Source organism: Ligilactobacillus hohenheimensis (assembly GCF_947381805.1).
Lineage (GTDB): Bacteria > Bacillota > Bacilli > Lactobacillales > Lactobacillaceae > Ligilactobacillus > Ligilactobacillus hohenheimensis.
The window spans coordinates 481,033-500,561 of sequence record NZ_CANCXC010000001.1; the positions used below are offsets into that span (position 1 = coordinate 481,033).

At 53.5% G+C, this 19,529-nt stretch carries 19 protein-coding genes; 1 reads left to right on the forward strand and 18 read right to left on the reverse strand.

The window, feature by feature from the left end:
- Positions 1 to 7 precede the first annotated feature (7 nt).
- The 9 genes from rsgA to gmk all read right to left on the reverse strand — a co-directional run bounded on the left by rsgA (position 8) and on the right by gmk (position 10,226).
- Positions 8 to 898: a ribosome small subunit-dependent GTPase A gene (rsgA, locus tag QOR60_RS02420; protein WP_283581765.1), complete on the reverse strand. Its 891-nt coding sequence runs from the start codon at positions 896 to 898 to the stop codon at positions 8 to 10.
- Positions 899 to 2,659, reverse strand: coding sequence for a Stk1 family PASTA domain-containing Ser/Thr kinase (pknB, locus tag QOR60_RS02425; protein WP_283581766.1), 1,761 nt, complete (start codon positions 2,657 to 2,659; stop codon positions 899 to 901). It abuts the gene before it with no gap.
- A 1-nt stretch (position 2,660) separates the two neighbouring features.
- A complete protein-coding gene (locus QOR60_RS02430) occupies positions 2,661 to 3,398 on the reverse strand; it encodes a Stp1/IreP family PP2C-type Ser/Thr phosphatase (RefSeq protein ID WP_283581767.1) in 738 nt (245 codons plus the stop codon).
- Positions 3,399 to 3,410: 12 nt separating this feature from the next.
- Positions 3,411 to 4,742: a 16S rRNA (cytosine(967)-C(5))-methyltransferase RsmB gene (rsmB, locus tag QOR60_RS02435; protein WP_283581768.1), complete on the reverse strand. Its 1,332-nt coding sequence runs from the start codon at positions 4,740 to 4,742 to the stop codon at positions 3,411 to 3,413.
- The gene (gene fmt, locus QOR60_RS02440) at positions 4,732 to 5,688 is read right to left on the reverse strand and encodes a methionyl-tRNA formyltransferase (protein ID WP_283581769.1); all 957 of its coding nucleotides are present in this window, start codon (positions 5,686 to 5,688) and stop codon (positions 4,732 to 4,734) included. Before fmt ends, rsmB begins: the two co-directional genes overlap by 11 nt.
- A gap of 15 nt (positions 5,689 to 5,703) precedes the next feature.
- Positions 5,704 to 8,109 (reverse strand): primosomal protein N', encoded by a 2,406-nt coding sequence (priA, locus tag QOR60_RS02445; protein ID WP_283582008.1) that lies wholly within the window; start codon positions 8,107 to 8,109, stop codon positions 5,704 to 5,706.
- Complete coding sequence (coaBC, locus tag QOR60_RS02450) at positions 8,102 to 9,304, reverse strand: bifunctional phosphopantothenoylcysteine decarboxylase/phosphopantothenate--cysteine ligase CoaBC (RefSeq protein WP_283581770.1); 1,203 nt, start codon at positions 9,302 to 9,304, stop codon at positions 8,102 to 8,104. Before coaBC ends, priA begins: the two co-directional genes overlap by 8 nt.
- A 95-nt stretch (positions 9,305 to 9,399) precedes the next feature.
- Positions 9,400 to 9,609 carry a DNA-directed RNA polymerase subunit omega gene (gene rpoZ, locus QOR60_RS02455; RefSeq protein WP_283581771.1) on the reverse strand — a complete coding sequence of 70 codons (210 nt, stop codon included), beginning with the start codon at positions 9,607 to 9,609 and terminating at the stop codon, positions 9,400 to 9,402.
- Positions 9,606 to 10,226, reverse strand: a complete 621-nt coding sequence (gene gmk / locus QOR60_RS02460) for a guanylate kinase (RefSeq protein WP_283581772.1) — start codon at positions 10,224 to 10,226, stop codon at positions 9,606 to 9,608. Before gmk ends, rpoZ begins: the two co-directional genes overlap by 4 nt.
- A 182-nt stretch (positions 10,227 to 10,408) precedes the next feature.
- Between gmk and QOR60_RS02465 the strand changes: the two genes are divergently transcribed.
- Positions 10,409 to 10,705 carry a hypothetical protein gene (locus tag QOR60_RS02465; RefSeq protein WP_283581773.1) on the forward strand — a complete coding sequence of 99 codons (297 nt, stop codon included), beginning with the start codon at positions 10,409 to 10,411 and terminating at the stop codon, positions 10,703 to 10,705.
- A 45-nt stretch (positions 10,706 to 10,750) separates the two neighbouring features.
- Here the strand turns inward: QOR60_RS02465 and QOR60_RS02470 are convergent, their stop codons facing one another.
- The 9 genes from QOR60_RS02470 to QOR60_RS02510 all read right to left on the reverse strand — a co-directional run bounded on the left by QOR60_RS02470 (position 10,751) and on the right by QOR60_RS02510 (position 19,389).
- On the reverse strand, positions 10,751 to 11,755 hold the full coding sequence (locus QOR60_RS02470; RefSeq protein WP_283581774.1) for a glycosyltransferase family 2 protein: 1,005 nt from the start codon (positions 11,753 to 11,755) through the stop codon (positions 10,751 to 10,753).
- A complete protein-coding gene (locus tag QOR60_RS02475; protein WP_283581775.1) occupies positions 11,755 to 12,537 on the reverse strand; it encodes an alpha/beta hydrolase in 783 nt (260 codons plus the stop codon). Before QOR60_RS02475 ends, QOR60_RS02470 begins: the two co-directional genes overlap by 1 nt.
- Positions 12,538 to 12,822: 285 nt before the next feature.
- Positions 12,823 to 13,194 (reverse strand): dihydroxyacetone kinase phosphoryl donor subunit DhaM, encoded by a 372-nt coding sequence (gene dhaM / locus QOR60_RS02480; protein WP_283582009.1) that lies wholly within the window; start codon positions 13,192 to 13,194, stop codon positions 12,823 to 12,825.
- The gene (gene dhaL / locus QOR60_RS02485; protein WP_283581776.1) at positions 13,191 to 13,772 is read right to left on the reverse strand and encodes a dihydroxyacetone kinase subunit DhaL; all 582 of its coding nucleotides are present in this window, start codon (positions 13,770 to 13,772) and stop codon (positions 13,191 to 13,193) included. Before dhaL ends, dhaM begins: the two co-directional genes overlap by 4 nt.
- Positions 13,773 to 13,782: 10 nt before the next feature.
- Positions 13,783 to 14,778, reverse strand: a complete 996-nt coding sequence (gene dhaK / locus QOR60_RS02490) for a dihydroxyacetone kinase subunit DhaK (protein ID WP_283581777.1) — start codon at positions 14,776 to 14,778, stop codon at positions 13,783 to 13,785.
- A 95-nt stretch (positions 14,779 to 14,873) separates the two neighbouring features.
- The gene (locus tag QOR60_RS02495) at positions 14,874 to 15,863 is read right to left on the reverse strand and encodes an electron transfer flavoprotein subunit alpha/FixB family protein (protein WP_283581778.1); all 990 of its coding nucleotides are present in this window, start codon (positions 15,861 to 15,863) and stop codon (positions 14,874 to 14,876) included.
- Positions 15,856 to 16,674: an electron transfer flavoprotein subunit beta/FixA family protein gene (locus tag QOR60_RS02500; protein ID WP_283581779.1), complete on the reverse strand. Its 819-nt coding sequence runs from the start codon at positions 16,672 to 16,674 to the stop codon at positions 15,856 to 15,858. Before QOR60_RS02500 ends, QOR60_RS02495 begins: the two co-directional genes overlap by 8 nt.
- 3 nt (positions 16,675 to 16,677) lie before the next feature.
- Positions 16,678 to 17,814 carry an acyl-CoA dehydrogenase family protein gene (locus QOR60_RS02505; protein WP_283581780.1) on the reverse strand — a complete coding sequence of 379 codons (1,137 nt, stop codon included), beginning with the start codon at positions 17,812 to 17,814 and terminating at the stop codon, positions 16,678 to 16,680.
- Between the two features lie 171 nt (positions 17,815 to 17,985).
- Positions 17,986 to 19,389, reverse strand: a complete 1,404-nt coding sequence (locus QOR60_RS02510) for an MFS transporter (protein ID WP_283581781.1) — start codon at positions 19,387 to 19,389, stop codon at positions 17,986 to 17,988.
- Positions 19,390 to 19,529 lie beyond the last annotated feature (140 nt).

Sequence of the window (19,529 nt, forward strand, 5' to 3'; positions counted from 1 at the left end):
CACCCTCCTATTTTTTCCCGTACTGGGGCCGCTGGTGAGCCAACCAGTCCTGAAACTGTACGTAATCGGCATACCGCTGCTGGTCGATTTGCCCCTCATCAACGGCCGCCTTTACGGCACAGTGGGGTTCGTTGAGGTGCAAACACCCCCGGAACTTACACCCTGCCTGCCTGCTGGCAAATTCTGGAAACAGTCCTGGGACGTCTTCCCGGGTGAGGTTTCGCAGTTCAAACGATGAGAACCCCGGCGTATCAGCAATTAGCGCAGCCCCAACGGGAAGCAGCGTTACCCGTCGCGTCGTGTGTTTTCCACGGGAAAGCGCCTTGGAGACGACCCCCGTTTCCAAGCCTAATTCGGGGGCTAACTGGTTAAGGAGCGTCGACTTTCCCGCTCCGGTTTGCCCCATCACAACCGCGACCTGGTTGGTAAGGGCCGTCCGGAGTGTCGCTAACGTTTCCTGGTCATCCATTTTTTCGGGGAAAAAGCACCGGTAAAACTGCTGGTAATATGCGACCTTCTCCGCAAGCTGTTTTCGCTGCTCAGGGGTCGTCAAATCTCCCTTTGAAAAGTACAGCACCGGCGTAATCCGCTGGGCTGCCAGCATGATGAGCTGCCGGTCCAGGAGGTTCTGGTTGAAGGCGGGTTCCACTGCCGCAGTGACCACAACAGCGCAATCAATATTGGCAACTGGTGGCCGGACCAGTTCGTTCTTCCGGGGAAACACCCGCAAAAGGTAACCGTACTCGGCCCCCTCATCAACCTTAAACTCAACCCGATCCCCTACCAGGGGAGCCAGGCGTTTTTGCCGCAACTTTCCCCGCGCCCTGGTTCGGTATACGTGCCCATCACTTTCCACGTCGTAATAGCCACTTAACGATTGCCGCACCTGTCCTTCCATTTAGTTCCTCCTTAGAGTCCCAGGATTGCTAATTGGGACTTCCGTTGTTGTCCGGGTTGTGCTTCCCGGCTTAACCGCAACCACCACCCGGAGTGCGGCCCCGTGGCGCACGTACACCCGGGGAGCCGGTTGTTGACTAATCACCGTATTATTCGGGTAGTTGCTGGTGGGCTTATTAATAATCACCAGCCGTAAACTCTCTTCCGTTGCATACTGCTTCAAGTGTTTAAGTGACCAGCCCGTGACGTTTTTTACGTGAAACAGTTGCTGGCCGGTATTTACAGTTAACGTTACCGTTGTCTGCTGGGGAACAACGCGCTCCCCGGCGGCAATACTCTGGTCCACAATTTGGCCGGCTGCCATCCCCGGAACGTACACGTTTTGCCGGAGAACCGTCATCCCCTGGTGCTCCAACCGGCGTTTCACCTGGGTAAACGACTGGCCCTGATAATCACCGAAGCGTTTGCGATCCGCCCCGCGGGAAACGATCAACTTCACCGCCTCGTTCCGGTGCACCTTCTTCCCCTGACCAGGCGTGGTCGTAATGACCTGACCAGCTAAGTAGTGGGCGTTATACTGCTTTGTCACCCCGGCAACACGGAGATGTTTTTCCTGTAACGCCGTTCGGGCTGTCGCCACCGTCATGCCGGCAACTGCCGGGACTTGCTGGGGGATGAGCGCCCACGCCGCGCCCCCACCTAAGATGCCAAGTAGAATAATCCCAACTCCTGCCATGACCCACCGCCACCGGTGGGGGTGCCGGCGCCGGTGGTCCGCCTTATGGGAAGCCGACGCTGGTTTTTCGGTTGCCGAAGCAGGCTGGGCTGTTGGTATGCTGGCTGGCGCTTCTTCCGAAGGTGTTGCCGGCGTTGCCGCCTTGAGCGTTGGAAGAACCTTTGTCTCTTCGTCCACGTAGGAGCGGGGTTCCCACCGGACTTCCCCCTGCCGCTCAAATGACAGGGCAGAATCAAGGTCCTTTTTCATTGCCGTCACCGTTTGGTAGCGGTCCGTCCGTTTTTTCGCCGTGGCGTGGAGAACCACGTTTTCCAGCGACTGGGGAATTCCCACGTCATACTTCCGCACGGACGGCATGGCCTCCTTGCTATGCTTTAAGGCAATTGCAACGGGCGTATCCCCGTTATACGGCAACGTGTTGGTTAATAGCACAAACAGGATGATTCCCAAAGAGTAAATATCAGACTGGGCCGTGACCGCCCCGCCCCGGGCCTGTTCCGGGGAAATATAGTGAACCGATCCCACCATGGCGTTAGTCCGCGTCATGGAATCAGCCAGCGCAATCCCAAAGTCAGTCACCTTCACGTTTCCTTGGTTATCAATCAAAATATTTTGCGGCTTCAAGTCACGGTGAATAATGTTGTGCGCGTGGGCCGCAGCCATTGCGTCCAGAATCTGGTCCATAATCCGGACCACCTCGGTGTACCGGAACGGGAAGTGCTGTTTAATGTACGTCCGTAAGTCAGTTCCCGCAACGTATTCGGTCACCAGGTACTGCATGCCACCTTCTTCCCCGTAATCATAAATGGTCACAATGTGGGGGTTCGTAAGTTCGGTTAAGGCGTACGCTTCCCGCTGAAACCGTCGCATTGCATCCGGATTATCCCGGAGATCCAACCGCAGCAGTTTCACGCTCACGTCCCGGTTGAGAATTAAATCCCGCGCCCGGTAAACGTTTGCCATGCCGCCTTCACCAATGAGGGCGTTAATTTGATACCGTTCGTTTAAAATGTAGCCAACCTTCATCCTACTCGCCTCCTTCGTTCTTAACCACAAGGGCCGTAATGTTGTCCGTTCCACCCGCAGCATTGGCCGCTTCGACCAACCGGTGAACCGCCGCCGTCACTGTGGGGGCCGTTGTTAGTAGCTGTTCCATTGCTGACTGATCTACGAGCTTGTACAGGCCATCCGTGCACAGAAGCAGCTGGTCGTCAGGAAGAAACGGGAATGTCGCCACGTCCGCCTTCACCTGTTCTGAAATTCCCAGGGTCCGGGTAATGACATTTTTGTGGGGAAACGCCGGCACGTCTTCCGGCTTCAGCTCACCCGCTGCCAATAACTCATTTACCAGGGAATGATCCGTGGTGAGCTGCTGTAAGCGGCCCCCCCGAAAAACATACGCCCGGCTATCCCCAACATGGGCAACCACAAATTCGCGCGGGAAAATAAAGGCACACACCAGGGTCGTCCCCATTCCTGCAAGGTCGGGGTACTCCTGCGACCGTTCAATAATGGCGCTGTTTTCCTGGGGAATTGCCTGCTGAAGCCACGGTTCAATGGCATTCGGGGTGGTCAGGGTTGTTTGCTGAAACTGAAACCCGAGGCTGGAAACCGCCATCTTGGACGCAATTTCACCGCCCTGGTGGCCGCCCAGCCCGTCAGCAACAATTGCTGCGCCCACGCCGCCCTGGTTGGTAACCACCTGGACGGCATCCTCGTTATGCTGCCGGACCTTGCCGATAATCGTTTCGTAGTCAACATCCACTAGAACCACCTCCTACTTAATGCGCCGGAGGGTTGCAATGAAGAACCCGTCCGTCATGAAGTCATCCGGATAAATTGTGAGCACATCCGTTTCCCGCTGTTCCTTAACGTTCTTGGTTGTTTGCACGCGCTCAAGGGCATATTCGGGATGCCGGGCGAGAAAAGCCGTCACCGTCCCCTCGTTTTCCTGCTGCAAAATGGTACAGGTACTGTACACCAACCGGCCCCCCACCCGCAGCGTCGGGGCAACGGCGTCAAGAATCGCCCCCTGGATTGCGTGCAATTGTTCTGAGTCAGCCGCTGTTTTCATGTACCGAATTTCGGGTTTCCGACGAAGAAGCCCAATTCCTGAACACGGCGCATCCACCAAAATCCGGTCAAAATAACCGGACGCAAAGGTCGCCGTTGTCTGGCGGGCATCGAGCTGCCGGGCGGTGACCCGGGCGGCTAACCCGCACCGGGTGGCATTTTGCTTAATTAACTTGACCTTATGAGCGTGCAGGTCAAGCGCCATTACCTGGCCGGTGGTAAGCTTTCCGGCAATCTGGGTTGTTTTTCCGCCCGGGGCCGCGCACGCGTCTAACACCTGGTCTGCTGGTTGCACCGCGAGGGCATCCACCGCAAGCTGGGCACTTTCATCCTGAACCGTAATTAAGCCCCGCTGAAAAGCCGCGGTTGCGGGGACAAACCCGCCCGTTACCCGCAGCCCATCTGGGGCAATGGGACTCGGCGTGACCGTTAAGTTCGCCTGTTGCAGGTCACGAATCACCCTTTCACGGTCATCCGGATGAACCAGCCGCACACTCTGCACCGGGGGGTCATTAATGGTTGCCAGCATCCGCTCTGTCCGGGGAAAACCGCGCTCTGCCACCAGCTGGCGGACCAACCACTGCGGGACACTTGCCGTTACGCTTAACCGTTTTTCCGGGTCAGTAATGGCACTAATTGGGCGGACTCCCTGACGCTGAATGGCGTGGAGAACACCGGTTACAAACCGCCGAATCCCAGCGTGGCCGCGCTGTTTGGCAATTTCAATTGTTTCACTAAACACCGCCCGGTCGGGAATCCGATCAAGGTAGTGCATCTGGTACAGGGCACTTAACAAAAGTTCATGAACCCAGGGGGTCAGCTGTTTTTCCCGAATAAACGGGGCCAGCCAATATTCTAGCGTTAACCGGTGCTGTAACACCCCGTTAAACAGCTGCGTTAAAAGCCGCTGGTCCCGCCTAGTCAGCGCATGGTGGCTGAGAACCTGGTTTAAAGTGAGGTTTGAATAGGCGTGTTGCCGCATAACCCGGTCAAGCATATCAACTACCAGGTAGCGCGGCGTTTCATTAATCTGCATCGGTAATTACCTGCATTCCTTCCTTAATCTGCTGACCGCCGCCATTCAGGTAAGCCGTAATCTCCATCCGGGGCTTCCCTGCCGGTTGCAACTCGTTCACTTCGTACTGGGTCCCTTCAGCGGCCGCAAGCACGAGCCGGTGCTTAGTCCGCACGGTGACGGTTCCACTTGGCGCGGTTGTTGGCTCGCTGAGGGGCGTCACCTGCCAAAACTTCGTGCGTTTCTCGTTCATGTGCGCAAAGTACGCTCCGGGCTGTGGCCGGAGTGCCCGCACGTGCCAATCAACCTGGGAGGCAGTCATATCAAGGGTCAGCTGCTCCTGTTCCGGCTTAATTGTCGGGGAAAAGACCACCTGGGATTCATCCTGCGGAACCGGGGTAACCTGCCCCTTAATCAAGCGGGGAAGCGTCTGCAGTAAAAGCGTTGCCCCCACATCACTCATCCGTGCGAAAATCGTCCCGGTATCATCATTGGGGCCAATTGGAATCGGCTCCTGGGCAATTATGTCACCCGCATCCATGGCCTTTACCATGTACATGATGGTGACCCCCGTTTGCTGGTCCCCGTTCATGATGGCGTACTGCACCGGCGCCCCTCCACGGTACCGCGGGAGGAGTGATCCGTGCACGTTAATGGCCGCCACCTGCGCGGATTGCAACAGCTTTTCTGGTAAAAATTGTCCGTACGCCGCGGTAATAATGAAGTCAGGCTGCATAGCAATTATCTCTTCCATGGCCGCACTGCCACTGAGTTTTTCGGGCTGAAGCACCTTGATGTTGTGCTCAAGGGCAACCTGCTTAACGGGGGAAGCGGTCAACTGTCGCTTCCGTCCGACCCGCCGGTCTGGCTGGGTAACAACCGCTAAAAGGTCATAACCCGCATCAATCACCGCCGTCAAAATCGGAGCGGCAAACTGCGGCGTTCCCATAAATACTACTGATGTCATTCCGAACTCCTTCCCCTAAAACCCCTGTGGATCCCGGTCGATGGTCAGCTGAATCTGCTGCCGACTAAGCCGTTGGGTCCGTAAGGCAAGCTTCTGAAGGTATGCCTGCAACTGGGGTTCTTGTTTGTACTTAATGATCAATTGGTAATAATACCGGTTATTTACCCGCGTCACCATCTGTGGGGTCGGTCCGAGCAGGCGGGCTTGCGGTGACAAAAGGCGGGTTAACTCCCCCCGAACTTTTGCGAGAACCCGCAGGACCTGTGCTTCCTTCGGCCCGCTTGCCGTCAGCTGGATCGTGTAGAAGTACGGTGGATAATCATTTTGATGCCGCACCTGCATTTCCCGCACAAAAAAGCCCTCATAATCCTGCTTACCCGCCAGTTGAATTGCGTAGTGGTCCGGGTTAAACGTTTGGATAATGACTTCCCCGGCCTTATCTGCTCGTCCGGCGCGGCCACTGACCTGGGTCAATAGCTGAAACGTTCGTTCACTCGCGCGAAAATCAGGCAAACTCAGCCCCGTATCTGCGTTCAGGACGCCTACCAGGGTAACGTTGGGAAAATCAAGCCCCTTGGCAATCATTTGTGTTCCCAAAAGAACGTCCGCATCATGGTTACCAAACTGTTCGAGGATTCGTTCATGGGCGCCTTTCCGCCGGGTCGTATCAACGTCCATCCGTAAAACCCGGGCCGCTGGCACCAACTGGTGAAGTTCTTCGGCAACCTTTTGCGTCCCCGTTCCGTAAAAGCCAATATAACGGCTCCCGCACTGTGGACACTTTTGGGGGACCGGCTGCTCGTGACCGCAGTAATGGCACTGCATGCGTTGACGGTCACGGTGAAACGTTAGCGAAATGTCACAGTTGGGGCACTGTACTACGAACCCACACTCCCGGCACATCGCAAACGCGGCATACCCCCGCCGGTTGAGCATAAGTACCACCTGTTCGTTGCGGTTCAACCGTTCCCGGAGGGCCGTCACTAGCTGCGGCGAAAAGTCCGCCACCTGCGTTTTCCCCATCACGCGCCGCATGTCAACGAGCTGCACGCGGGGTAAGTCCTGACCGTTAATCCGGTGCGGTAACCGCAGCCACTGGTACACGCCCTTTTGCGCCCGGGCCCGGGATTCCAGCGCCGGCGTGGCACTTCCAAGGACAACGGGACACTGGTGGTACCGTGCCCGCCATAAAGCAACGTCCCGGGCATGGTACCGCGGCATACTATCCTGCTTATAGCTTCCTTCATGTTCCTCATCAATGATGATGATGCCGATGTTTTTTAGCGGAGCAAAGACAGCCGACCGTGCGCCAACCACAACCTGGGCCTCGCCACGGGCAATGCGGCGCCACTCGTCATACTTTTCGCCCACCGATAATCCGCTGTGTAACACCGCCACCTGGTGGCCAAACCGGCCCCGCACCCGGTTAACCATCTGCGGGGTCAGCGCAATTTCCGGAACAAGCATCAATGCGGTGCGCTGATACTTAAGGGCAGCGGCAATTGTTTGGAGGTAAACCTCCGTCTTTCCGCTCCCCGTTACCCCTTCGAGCAAAAACGGCGTCGGGGTCTTGGCTTTCTCCGCAGCGGTGATGGCCGTAACGGCCTTTTCCTGATCCGGCATCAGGGGCGGCGCCTGCGTTTTCTTTACCGGAGCATTGAACGGATCACGGTACTGCTCGACCTGTTTGCGGGTGAGCCACCCCTGCTTTTCGGCAGTCCGGAGGTGCGCCACTGTTAAGTGTGTCCCCCGCAAAAAGTCCGCCTGCAGAACCGGCGCATCGAGTTGGGCTAACCGGTCGAGTAACTCCCGTTGCCGGACAGCGTTCGTCCGGACGTGGGTGGCCAACTCGCGGTACTCCGCGGCTGTTTTACACGGTACAACCTGCGGAACGGTCTTCTTGCGCCCACGTTCGGTCACGTGATAAACGATTTTAACCGCCCCACTCCGCTGTAATTCGGCGATTGTTCGCATTACGGCCGGAGTAAGCCGGTCGTCATCAAACGCAATTTCCCCTTTCTCCCCAAAGAGGGGGCACACGTCCGCCGGGACCTTTTCTGGTGCAACGAGCACAACTGTTTTCTGATACTGAGCGCGCATGGCAGCCGGCAACATGGCCTGAAGACAGCTAATCTTAAAGGCAAAGGTCTGCCCTACCAGCCAATCGGCAAGCTGGAGCTGTTCTTCCCCCAGCACGGGATTGACGTCAACCAGGCGTGTCAGGGAACGGAGTTTGACCCCTTCCGGTGCTTGATCCGTTGTTTCCACGACGAACCCCTGAACTTGCCGGCGGCCAAACGGGACCTCCACCCGCATTCCCGGTGCAACCACCGTTGTCAGTTCTTCCGGTACCCGGTACGTATACGGACGGTTCGTTTGCTGGGTCGCAACGTCAACAATTACCCCAACGTACTTACTGATGATCACTCACCTGCCCTAGATGGCGCGCAATGGCCTGAATAATGGTGGTTGCAATGGCGTGCTTTGAGGCCCGTGTAACCTCCTGGGGAGCCTTGTCAGGCGTGAAAATGGTCACCGCGTTCTCGCGGCTGCCAAACCCGATTTCCTGTTCGCTCACATCGTTTGCCACCACCATATCCAGCTGTTTCTTCTGGAGTTTGGTGCGGGCATGCTCTGCCACCGCTGTGGTCTCCGCCGCAAAGCCCACCACGTACTGATCCGGGCGCTTGTTTTTGGCCACCGTTGCGATGATATCCTTCGTTTGGTGCAGGTGGAGGGTCAAATCAGCACCACTCTTTTTGATTTTTTCGGGGGCAGGATGCTCCACGCCGTAGTCTGCAACCGCCGCTGCCGCAATAATCACGTCCGCCTGTTCCTGGCGGTCAAAAACGGCCTGCGCCATCTCCGCACTTGTTTGCACCGCAACCAACGTTACTCCCGGAACGGGATCAAGCGCCGTCGGACCACTGACCAACGTCACCACAGCGCCCTGATCACGCGCAGCCGCTGCGAGCGCATATCCCATCCGCCCACTTGAAGGGTTGGTAAGATAGCGCACCGGATCAAGGTACTCCCGGGTCGGGCCGGCGGTTACCAGAACGTGCTTGCCAGCAAGCGCTGTGCCATGCACCAGTTGCCGGTGAATCCACGCGCTAATTTCTGCAGGAGCGGGAAGCCGGCCCTTTCCGGCATACCCCTCAGCAAGCAGCCCCGTTGCGGGTTCCATCACGCGCGCGCCGTCTGCCCGTAACTGGGTAATGTTGCGCTGGACTGCCGGGTTGGCGTACATCTGATCATTCATTGCGGGGATGAAGAGGCGCGGGCACGCCGCCGCACACAGGGTGGTCGTCACTAAATCATCGGCGATTCCCCAAGCAGCCTTACTGAGAACATTGGCCGTTGCCGGAACGACTACCATTGCATCCGCCCACCGCGCTAATTCGACGTGTACGAGGGGCTGATCAGCCGGCCCCAGAGTGGTCGCTACCGCATGATCCGTCAGCGTAGCAAACGTTAAGGGCGTAACGAACTTGGTGGCCTGGGCAGTCATCATTACCCGCACGTCCCAACCAGCCTTCATCAAATCGCGCACCACGGTGGCTGCCTTGTACGCCGCAATTCCGCCGGTGACCGCGACTACAATGTGCTTTGTCATGCTACTTCCCTCCCTAAATAAATACGTTAATTATGCTTTCATTTTAGCAAGATTTGCGGGTAAAAAAAAGAACCGGTCGCCCGGTTCATCAGTCCCTACTTTTCTTGGTCGGCACCCTTAATCTTCAGCTTCCCAGCCGCAATTTCTTCCAGGGCCCGCCCAACGTTTTTACTTGAATTGTACTTGCTTAACAGCGGTAAAGCACCCAAATCAAGCTCGTGCGCCCGCTTGGCAGCCAGCATCACCAGTGAGTACCGGGAATCAACTTTTTCTAATAACTTATCAACTGATGGGTATAAAATCATTTAAGTTCATCTCCTAGGTGTTTCTTGTAGTCGGGTAAGAAGCGCTTTACACGCCACCGTTCTGCCCGAATAATGGTCTTAATCTTTTCCGCAGCCTTATCAACTTCATCGTTCACAACGGCGTAGTCGTAATTCTGCATCATTTCAATTTCGCCTTTAGCTTTTTCCATGCGCTTATCAATCGTCGCCATGTCATCGGTGCCCCGATTAATAATCCGCTGCCGGAGTTCCATTAAATCCGGCGGTGTCAGGAAAATAAAGAGCCCATCCGGACACTTCTCCCGCACCTGCATTGCGCCCTTAACCTCGATCTCCAGGAAAACGTCCTTGCCACTGTCGAGCTTTTCGTTAACGTACTTCAACGGCGTACCGTAGTAGTTGTCGACGTACTGGGCATACTCCAGCATGCCTCCGTTTGCGATTTCCTGCTCGAACTCCTCCTTCGAAACGAAGTAGTAGTCCTTTCCGTTGACTTCTCCCGGCCGCATCTTCCGGGTAGTCATTGAAACAGAATAATCAAACTTATTATCGTCCTGTTCGAAAATCCGCTTCCGAACCGTCCCCTTGCCGACACCCGACGGCCCGGACAGAACGATCAACATTCCTCTTTTCGCCATACTTCCTCTTCTCACCCTTAATCAAACTTATTGTAACCATCATACGGCGGAACGCCCCATTCTGACAAGGGTTAGGTTACAAACTGTCAATGTTTTGTAACTTAATCGTAATTTTCTGTTGCGATTTCGAACGCTCGTTTGTATAATAAAGTCATCATCTTGTTAAGAAGGGGGACAAGTTCATGTTAACGCGTAAGTCGATTGCGACCTTTTTACACCAGTTAAACTCGCAGTTCGAATACTTCTTTTCGCCGGAAGCGGCGGTTCAGCGTCAGGTTACCACTGAAACCACGCCACTTAGCCAGTTGGTTGACGGACAAACACCCGTTACTGTGACCCTCACAACCGGTGAGGCACCACTCCACGGTATTCTTAATTGGCTAAACACTACTGATGCGTTGGTTCTGACCGTCCCCGGAAAAAAGGTTAAGCGGATTATCCGCCCTAGCCAAATTGAGCACGTTGCTTTTGACAATTAAATAAACCAAAGGAGGTTGCGACTAAGGTCACGACCTCCTTCTTTTTTAAAACATAATGTCATTATTTTCGTTTAACCACTGCTGGTCCGCTTGACGAAATGCTTCTGGATCCTGCAGTAATTGCCGGTACTGCTCGATCTGCTGTTGTTGGGAAGCCGAACACTGCTGCTCATCAATATGCTGCAGGCACTCCGTCAAGATTCGCCGTAGCTTGGTAAGCCGTTCCGGTTGGGTGAGCCGGGTCCCGTCTGGCCGGGAAAAATATATGTTTTTCCGACACAGTGTCAGCGTTTTTAACCAGTCCGCAGTAATTAACGAAGCGGTTGCCGGACTGTGCCACCGCTTCAATAACCGGCACAGTGCCGCTGTTTCCGTCGCCCGTACGGCCAGCCGGCGACCATCATAGTGGTTCACTGCCGAGCCAACCCGCTGTTGGTAGTGGTAGTATACACGTGAACTGGTGAGGACCAACGAGCACTGGTAGAAATACTGGTAATTCAGGACCGTATCCTCACCTACCGGTAAATCCTGAAAAGTGAGGGGCTGGAACAACGCCCGGCGGTAAACCTTGTTGCAGTTATAAAACATTCCGTCAGCCGCGTACAGTTGCGGAAAAGCAGCAATGAATGCCGCCCTGTTCATCTTCGGTGGCAGGTTTAAGTGCGATTGGCGTTTTTGGTTACCCGGGCCGTCAAACGCAATATCACTGATAATTAAATCCGGTGCTTGTTTTAAAAGCGGGACGAACCCCGCAAACGCCGTCAGGTCAAGGACGTCATCCCCATCAACAAACGTAATGTACGGTGTCGTCGCCCGCTGAACACCCACGTTTTTGGCATGCGCAGCCGACTTATGCGGGGTGGTTACCAGCGTAAAACGCGAATCACGCGCACACACTGCCTGGGCAATTGCGGCAGTCTCATCCGTTGAACCGTCATTTACAATGATGACCTTAAACTCAGGCATCGTTTGCCGCTGCAAGCTTGTTAAGGTGTGCTTAAGGTACGCCGCCACGTTATAAACGGGCATAATTACCGTTAATTCTGGCATCACCGCACCTCCTTAATCCTATTTTGCCACAGAAAATGAATCAGTAACTGGTCAACCTGGTGATTGGCGTGCAACCGACTGTGCTGGGCCTTCCATCCCGAAATCATGACCGCCCGGTATGATTTAGCCCGGACCGTGAGGGACCGCATTGCGCGGGATGAATTATTTCCAACCGTCCCGTCCGCATTTGTCCCGTTAACGTTGCCGTAAATGTTCAGCACCCGGATTCCCTGCGGATACGTCCGTCGGAGTTGTGCAATTCGCTGGTACGTCGCGGTTGGCTGGGTCGGTACGCCCGCCTTGGTTAACGGTGAATTACTTCCGGTCATCCGGAGTACCCCGTTAAACGGTCCGGCAATCGCCACCTGTTTTTCTACCCGGGGCAAATTCGGATCACTCCCATACCGCAATAGGTAGGTCATAATATCAACGTTGCCCTTGGAATGCCCCACGAAGTTAATCCGTTGCACGTGGTCTTCCCGCTGAAGCTGGACAATTACCTGATGAAGCCACGCTGCGTTTTTGGTCGACTGTGGCTCCCGGTTAGCGGCAAACTGAACTTCCACGATTGGATTCTTCGCCTGCTTACTAAACTTTCGTGACAAGTGGACTTTCCCCCGGGTGCTAACATCGGCGCGCACCACCGTCCGGGTCACCCCGGCGCGTTCAGCCGCCTTCACCATGTGCTGTTCCGCATGCGCACTACTCCCGTAGCCGTGCACAAACAACGTCACCACTTGCGAAGATTGCGTTCGTGTTTGGGACGCGTGTACTAAATGCACTCCTCCCCACCCGCTAATTAACAGAACTAGAATGAGCGCAGCCCAGCCCACATGTTTACCGCGGTTCATCTCCTCATCACCCTTTCACCGAACTAATTAGCTTCATTTTATAATTATTCTACTAAAATTACCATTTAATAGTACCTTCTAAAAAGGGAGGAGCATTGCACTCCTCACCTTTCATTTTCGTTTTTTATCAATTAAAACTTCGTAATGCCAATCATGATGGCTCCGGTAATTACTAATAGCAGCCCACCAAGCGTAAACTTGAGTTCCTTTAATCCCTTATTCCTTCACCGTTAACGGGGCCAACTGCTCCTCAATCTGGGTTCGCGTCGCTCCCGTCGGAACAAGCGACGCCGCCACGTACGCCCCTTCAATCAACGGCACATTATAAATATGAACTTCCTTATCAGTGAGTTCACTGGCCATCTCCAGGTTCATCTTAGCACTGCCCAGGTCATAAAAAGCCAGAATTGTATCCGCCTTATTATCCGTAAAAGCGGTAGTAATTTTTTCCATGCTGGTACCGATCCGGTTATCATCTGTTCCCCCGGCAAACGTGATGGGGGTATCACCAGCAACCTGCTTGAGTAACTGAACGACGCCCGCGGCAATTTCCGGCACGTGGGACACAACGGTAATTCCAAGCATTATTCCACCCCCACGTTTAATAAGGAAGTAAACAAGTAACCAGTTGAAACAGCGCCAGGATCAAGGTGGCCCTTCGCGCGCTCGCCGAGGTAGGAAGCCCGCCCCTTGTGCGCAACAAGATCGCGGGTGTGGTCAACCGCCGTTTGGATGGCTTCTTCCGTAAGGGTGTCATCCTGAATCTGGGGAACGACCACATGCCAGACGTCAACCATCGTTTTATCGCCAGGCTGGGCACCGCCCCGCTTCATTACCCCGGTAGCCGCAGCAGCAAGCAGCTCGCCCACATCACTTGTTGCCGCACTCTTTTTCGCCATTTCCAAAAAGGCCGTCCCGTACAACGGGCCCGAAGCCCCACCGACCTTACTAATTAGCGCCATGGCCGTTTTCTTTAAGGCATCAGTGAGGGTAGCTGGCACCGGTTCAAGCGCAGCCGTTACGGCATCCATTCCCCGCACCATGTTACTCCCATGGTCGCCATCCCCAATCGCATCATCAAGGTCATTCAGTTCTTGTTTATGCGTCGTAATGAGTTGGGCAAAATTCGTCATCCACTGAACATACTTTTCAACCGTTAATTCCATAATGAGCCTCCTACCATGCAATCGTTGCAACCGGATAATTGAGGTAATCCAGCCACTGCTTATCTGCAACTTCCATGATGGTTAAAGAAATCCCTGCCATGTCAATTGACGTCATATAATTTCCCACCTTCATAAACGCTGGCTTAATTCCCTTGTCCGCTAACTGCGCCAGCAGGTCGTTACTAAAAATGTATTGCTCCATCAGCGGAGTGGCGCCCATCCCGTTAACGAGGACCGCATAATCCTTCTGCGCATCAAGGTGCAAGCTGGCATCAATTTTACCCAGCAGTTCAGCGACCAGTTCCTTGGATGGTTTAATCTTTTCGCGCCGGTATCCTGGTTCACTGTGAATCCCAACCCCGTACTCAATCTCGTCGTCGGCAAGTTCAAACCCCGGTTTCCCGACTTCAGGAACGGTTGCTGCGGATAAGGCCACCGCAATGGTATTGATGTGCGGAAGAACCTGCTTGGCAAGCTGTTCGATTTCATCGAGGCTGGCGCCCTGATCTGCCGCCGCTCCCAGGATCTTATGCATCAGGACCGTTCCGGCAACGCCCCGCCGCCCCTGGGTGTATAGGCTATTTTCAACGGCGATATCATCATCAATAACAATGGACTTAACCGGAATATCATCCATTGCCGCCATATCCTGCGCCATCTCAAAGTTCATGACATCCCCGGAGTAGTTCTTAATTACCAGGAACACGCCCTTCCCGTGATTGGCCGCTTTGATAGCTGCGTAAATTTGATCAGGAGTCGGGGACGTGAAAACCTGTCCCGCTACTGCCGCGCTCAGCATCCCTTTCCCCACGTAACCGGCATGGGCGGGTTCGTGACCGCTGCCACCCCCACTTACGATGCCAACCTTTCCGGCCATCGACTGTTCATCACTCCGAACAACGGCCATCATTTCCGGAATCTGTTTAATGTACTGGGGATACGCTCCCACCATCCCCCGGACCATTTCCGGGACAACGTTTGCTGGATCATTAATAATTTTTTTCATGTCTACCGCTCCTTTCAATTTCATTTTATAATAAAACGCTTTCAAAATCAGCCAAAAACAAAAGAAGGCCGCAAATTTTGACCTTCTTCATGTGCTTAATTGATTGCTTCATCCAACGCCTGCAAAAAGGCCTGCGCTTCACCCGGATAGTAGTAATCAGCAATTTCCTTAATTGGGGCATCAGGATCAACGTTGACTGCGACAATCGTTCCTGCGCCACTCATTCCCGTCGTATACTGGGCAGCTCCCGAAATTCCTAAATTAATAATCAACTTTGGGGCAACCGTCGTCCCACTTTGACCAATCTGCTGCTCCTGGGTAAAGTGGTCGCCCACAAGCGGCCGGGTAACCCCAATTTTTGCCCCCATCTTCTGCGCTACCTTCTCAGCAAGCTGAATGGTTACCGGATCGTTTGCTCCCCGTCCCAGCGCAAGGATAATGTCCGTTGCGGCCAACGAATTGTCCGCATCTGTTAGTGGATTTTCTTGCCGTTGGTTGAGAACAACCTGGTTATCAGGCTTGACCGTAACCGCTAATTGCTCAATGGCATCCTCAGGAGTCGGTTCTCCCTCCTGGACAGCTTGAAACACGTTCGGCCGCACCGTTACCATCTGAGGAAGAACACTGTCGCTGGTAATTTCGCACATAATCCGGTCACCATACGAGGGTTTAATTCCTATCAGTGTCTGGTTATCAAACCGCAAATCAACACAATCAGCCGTTAGTCCCGCGTCAACGTTTCCCTGAACGCGTGGGGCAACTGATCTTCCCCACGTCGTCGCACTAAATAGCAACGCAATTGGCCGGCCAAGTTGGACCATCATTTGAGTGAGGGTTGCGGCTGCGGTTTCCTGGGTCATTTTTTCATTCAAACTGTCGTCCGTAACGACCATAATCTGATCGGCACCAAACGGGCGGAGTTGTGCCACTAGCTTATCCCGATCAGCCGCCGTCGTTAAGACCACCGCAACCACCGGCACCGGACTAATTGTTTTAGCCTTGCTAAGCAGTTGAACGCTTCCCGGTTCGATTACCACACCGCGGTGTTCCACTACCACCCACGTTTTATCACATTGCTTACTCATTGTGGGTCCCTCCTTCCATTAAGTCGATTCCCACTGGAAGCTGCTCTAATAGACTGTTAACGGCCTGCTGCGGGGCTGCCGGTAACTGGACATGCTTTCGCTCCACCTGCTTAGGACTAAAGACCCGCTTAACAACGGTTGGGGATCCCTTCAACCCAACTTCCTGAGGGGCAAGTTCTAAGTCAGTTTCATCCCAAACAGTTACCGGGGTATCCATGCTTACCCGAATGGCATGTAAACTAGGATAGTGGTACTCATCCGCAGTATCCGGAGCGGAAACCGTTCCGACAGCGGGAAGAGCCACCGTAACCTCCTCCTGAGCCTGTTCAACTAACCGGTGTGCAACTAAGTGGCGCGCTTGATCCACCGTTCCATCCGTCATGTAGGTCACCTGTGGCAGGTTTAACTTGGTTGCGACTAACGGTCCAACCTGCCCGGTATCAGCGTCCTGGGCCTGTGATCCGAAGAGGATTAAATCCGCCCCGCCAAGTTTCTGAATTCCCGCAACCAGTGTCTTCGCAGTTGCCAGTGTATCTGCGCCCCCAAACGCCCGGGAACTCAACAACACTGCGCGGTCTGCTCCGAGAGCCATGGCCTGGTGCAGGGACTGGTTAAAATCAGCGGGTCCCATGCTCAGCGCAACAATTTCGGTATCGGGATGCTGATTCTTAATTGTTAACGCCAATTCCAATGCCTGCTTATCAGCTGGATTCATCATCCCGGGAACCCCAGCCCGCATCAGGTTATTGTGATCATCAAGGTGAACACGGCCCACCTTTAAGATCTGTTTAATGCAAACAATTACGCGCATCCCTTACCCCTCCTTTGCAAATTCTGCGGTACTAATTTCAGTGTGCATCTTCTCAACCGTTCCTTCAGCAATTTCCATTGCCCGGGCGTCCCGGATTAGGTGTTCAACCGGGTAATCAGCGCTGTACCCGTAACCCCCAAGAAGCTGCAGGACTTCATCGCCCGCCTTAACCGCAACTTGACTCCCAAAACACTTAATCATTGCGGCAATCTCGTCCGTTGGCTCGCCTGCGTCCCGCATTCTAGCAGCATGTTCGTAAGCCAACCTCGTCATTTCCTTACTCATTGCAACCCGCGCAATCTTTTCCTGGGTTACCTGCATATCGCGGAGCAAAATCTGTCCAGCACGCCGCTGATTGGCGTATTCCTTTGCAATGGCCAATTCATGCTCCATAATCCCCGTCAACACGGCGCTCATCAGAACCCGGGCATCGGCGTGGGCCTGGTTAAAGACAACAAGGCCCTGTCCCCGTTTACCAATCATATGATGCTCGTCAACAACAACGTCCTGGAGCACAATCTCGCCACACGGAATCCCCCGGAGACCAATAAAGTTTTCCACTTCACCGTAGCTAAATCCCGGCATCCGGTCATCGACCATAAAACAGGTAAATTCATCCTCTCCGGTCTTGGTGGTGATAATGTAGTTGCGGGCCAACGTTCCGTTCGTAATCATAACCTTGTCCCCGTTAATCACCCACTTGCCGTCAGCCCGTTGCTTTGCCCATGTCTGATTGCCACTCGGATTAGAGCCACCACTGGGTTCGGTATTGGAAAAGGCCAGGATTTCATGCTGGGCACGCGGTAGGTATTCACGCTGGATTTCTTCGTCACCGTATTTCATCAGCTGAAACAGTGTCTTGTACTGGCCCTCCACCATTACCGCAACGCTCGCATTTCCCACTGCTAGTTGGTTAATCAACCGCGCCGCACTTGTCATTGGAAGCTCCGCCCCACCATATTCACGCGGTAGAATTGCATTTAAGAAACCAAGGTCAGCCATCCGGTCAAATAACCCATCAGGCAATCCCCGTTTACGGTCAATCTGTATGTCGTACGGAGCAATCTCGTTCTGAACAAAAGTTGTTACCGTTTCGTCCAGTAGCCCCTGCATCGTTTTATCAACCGTCACTGTAATCATCTCCTGAATAAGTAGTAAGACGGATTGTTACATAATGAACAATCAATTTAATTTTACGTACTTTTTATAATCGCTGTCAACATTCGCATTACAATTACGTAATAAAAATAAGAGCGTCCCTCATAAAAGAACGCCCTTATTTGTGATACTTATCTTTACGGCTTTACCTGATTATTCCTCGCCGTTTTCCTTTTCGGCAACCACCGCATCACTTTCAGCCTGCGTTGGCACCACATCCATAATCCGGTTGTACTTCTTCTTGAAGAAAATCAGGATGAAGACTCCTGCAACGACGTACAGTGCCCCTGCGATGTAGTACGCGGTTGCGTATCCGGATAATGACTTGAAGAGGAAGAATGTACAGAACAATCCGGAAACAACCCCCATCAAGGCGTTAACCAGCGAAATGACCGAACTAAAGGCTGGTCGCAGGTCCTTTGACACCATCGCCATTTGCAGTGACTGCTGAATTGGTGCCGTTGCGTTCGCAATTCCTGACCGTAAGAACAGAACCACCCCAACGATAATTACGGCAACTGTCCCTGTTCCTAAAGCACGTCCGTTCGCCATCAAAATCATCATCGGCGCAACGGTAATCCCCGCTGCCGCCATCGAAACAATTGACCCCAGTTTCTTCTCTAGGAACGGCGCTACAAGGTATCCCAGGAACATGGCGGCGTTCTGGAACGTGTTGACCGTTGCGGCCACGCCCCGTGGCATGTGCAGGTAGTTGTTCAGATAAATTGGGAAGTACGGCGTAACTAACAGCGCCCCAAACCGCACGAGCACCAGGTATAATACCCAAATCAGAACCGTCTTGGTCATTAACTGCTTGAAGTTGCTTGGCCGCTGAGCCGCTTCGTCCCGTTCCCGTTCAATTGACGTTTCACGGTAGTCACTCGGCTTTTCGCGGAAGAACAGTGCAAAAATAAACGCTAACCCTGCAAGAACAGCCGCAATCACAATTACCCACCGGTACGCCATCGTGTAGTTTGCCAGCATTGCACCGTGCATCGCTTCCTGATGTGCCGATAAAGCTGAAGCCTTCCCGTAAGAAACGTGTTGCAGCAGTGCGAAGAAGTACACAACCAGCTTTCCACCAAGGAACGTCAGGACCGTCTGACATACCAGGTTATCGACTAATATGTAGGTCATCCACTTGGTTTGCTTTTTCCGTGGAATGTACACCGCAAACATGATTGGGTACAGGTAGTCGTAAATTCCAATCGTAATGGTCGAGGCAATGCACATGATAATGATTAGGGGAACGTTATTTGTAATCACGGTAATTACCAACGCTGCAACCGTAATCGGCGGTGCAATCAGCATGATCTTCTTAAACCCTGTCCGGTGAATCAAGGCAATTAACAATGAGAGAATTAACGTTCCAATTGAACTATACAGGTTAAACCCCTTCACTAATTGGGGCGCCACAATCTGGTAGTACGACATCATTGCGTAGTTCGTAATCCCCGTGACGGCTCCAAGTAACCCGTAAATCCAAACGTAGAGCCAAACGTTCCGCTTTGCCCGGCCGGACCAGGCGGCTTCACTATCCGCTGAGAGAGCGTTCATAATCATCATTCCTTTATAAAATACTCGTTTTTTGCTCATCAACTTTTAATTTTATTGTACTCTTTTATCACCGAAAAGCAATCACTTATTAGGAAACAGGCAAAAAGAAACGAGACCATTGTTCGGATCCCGTCCCATTC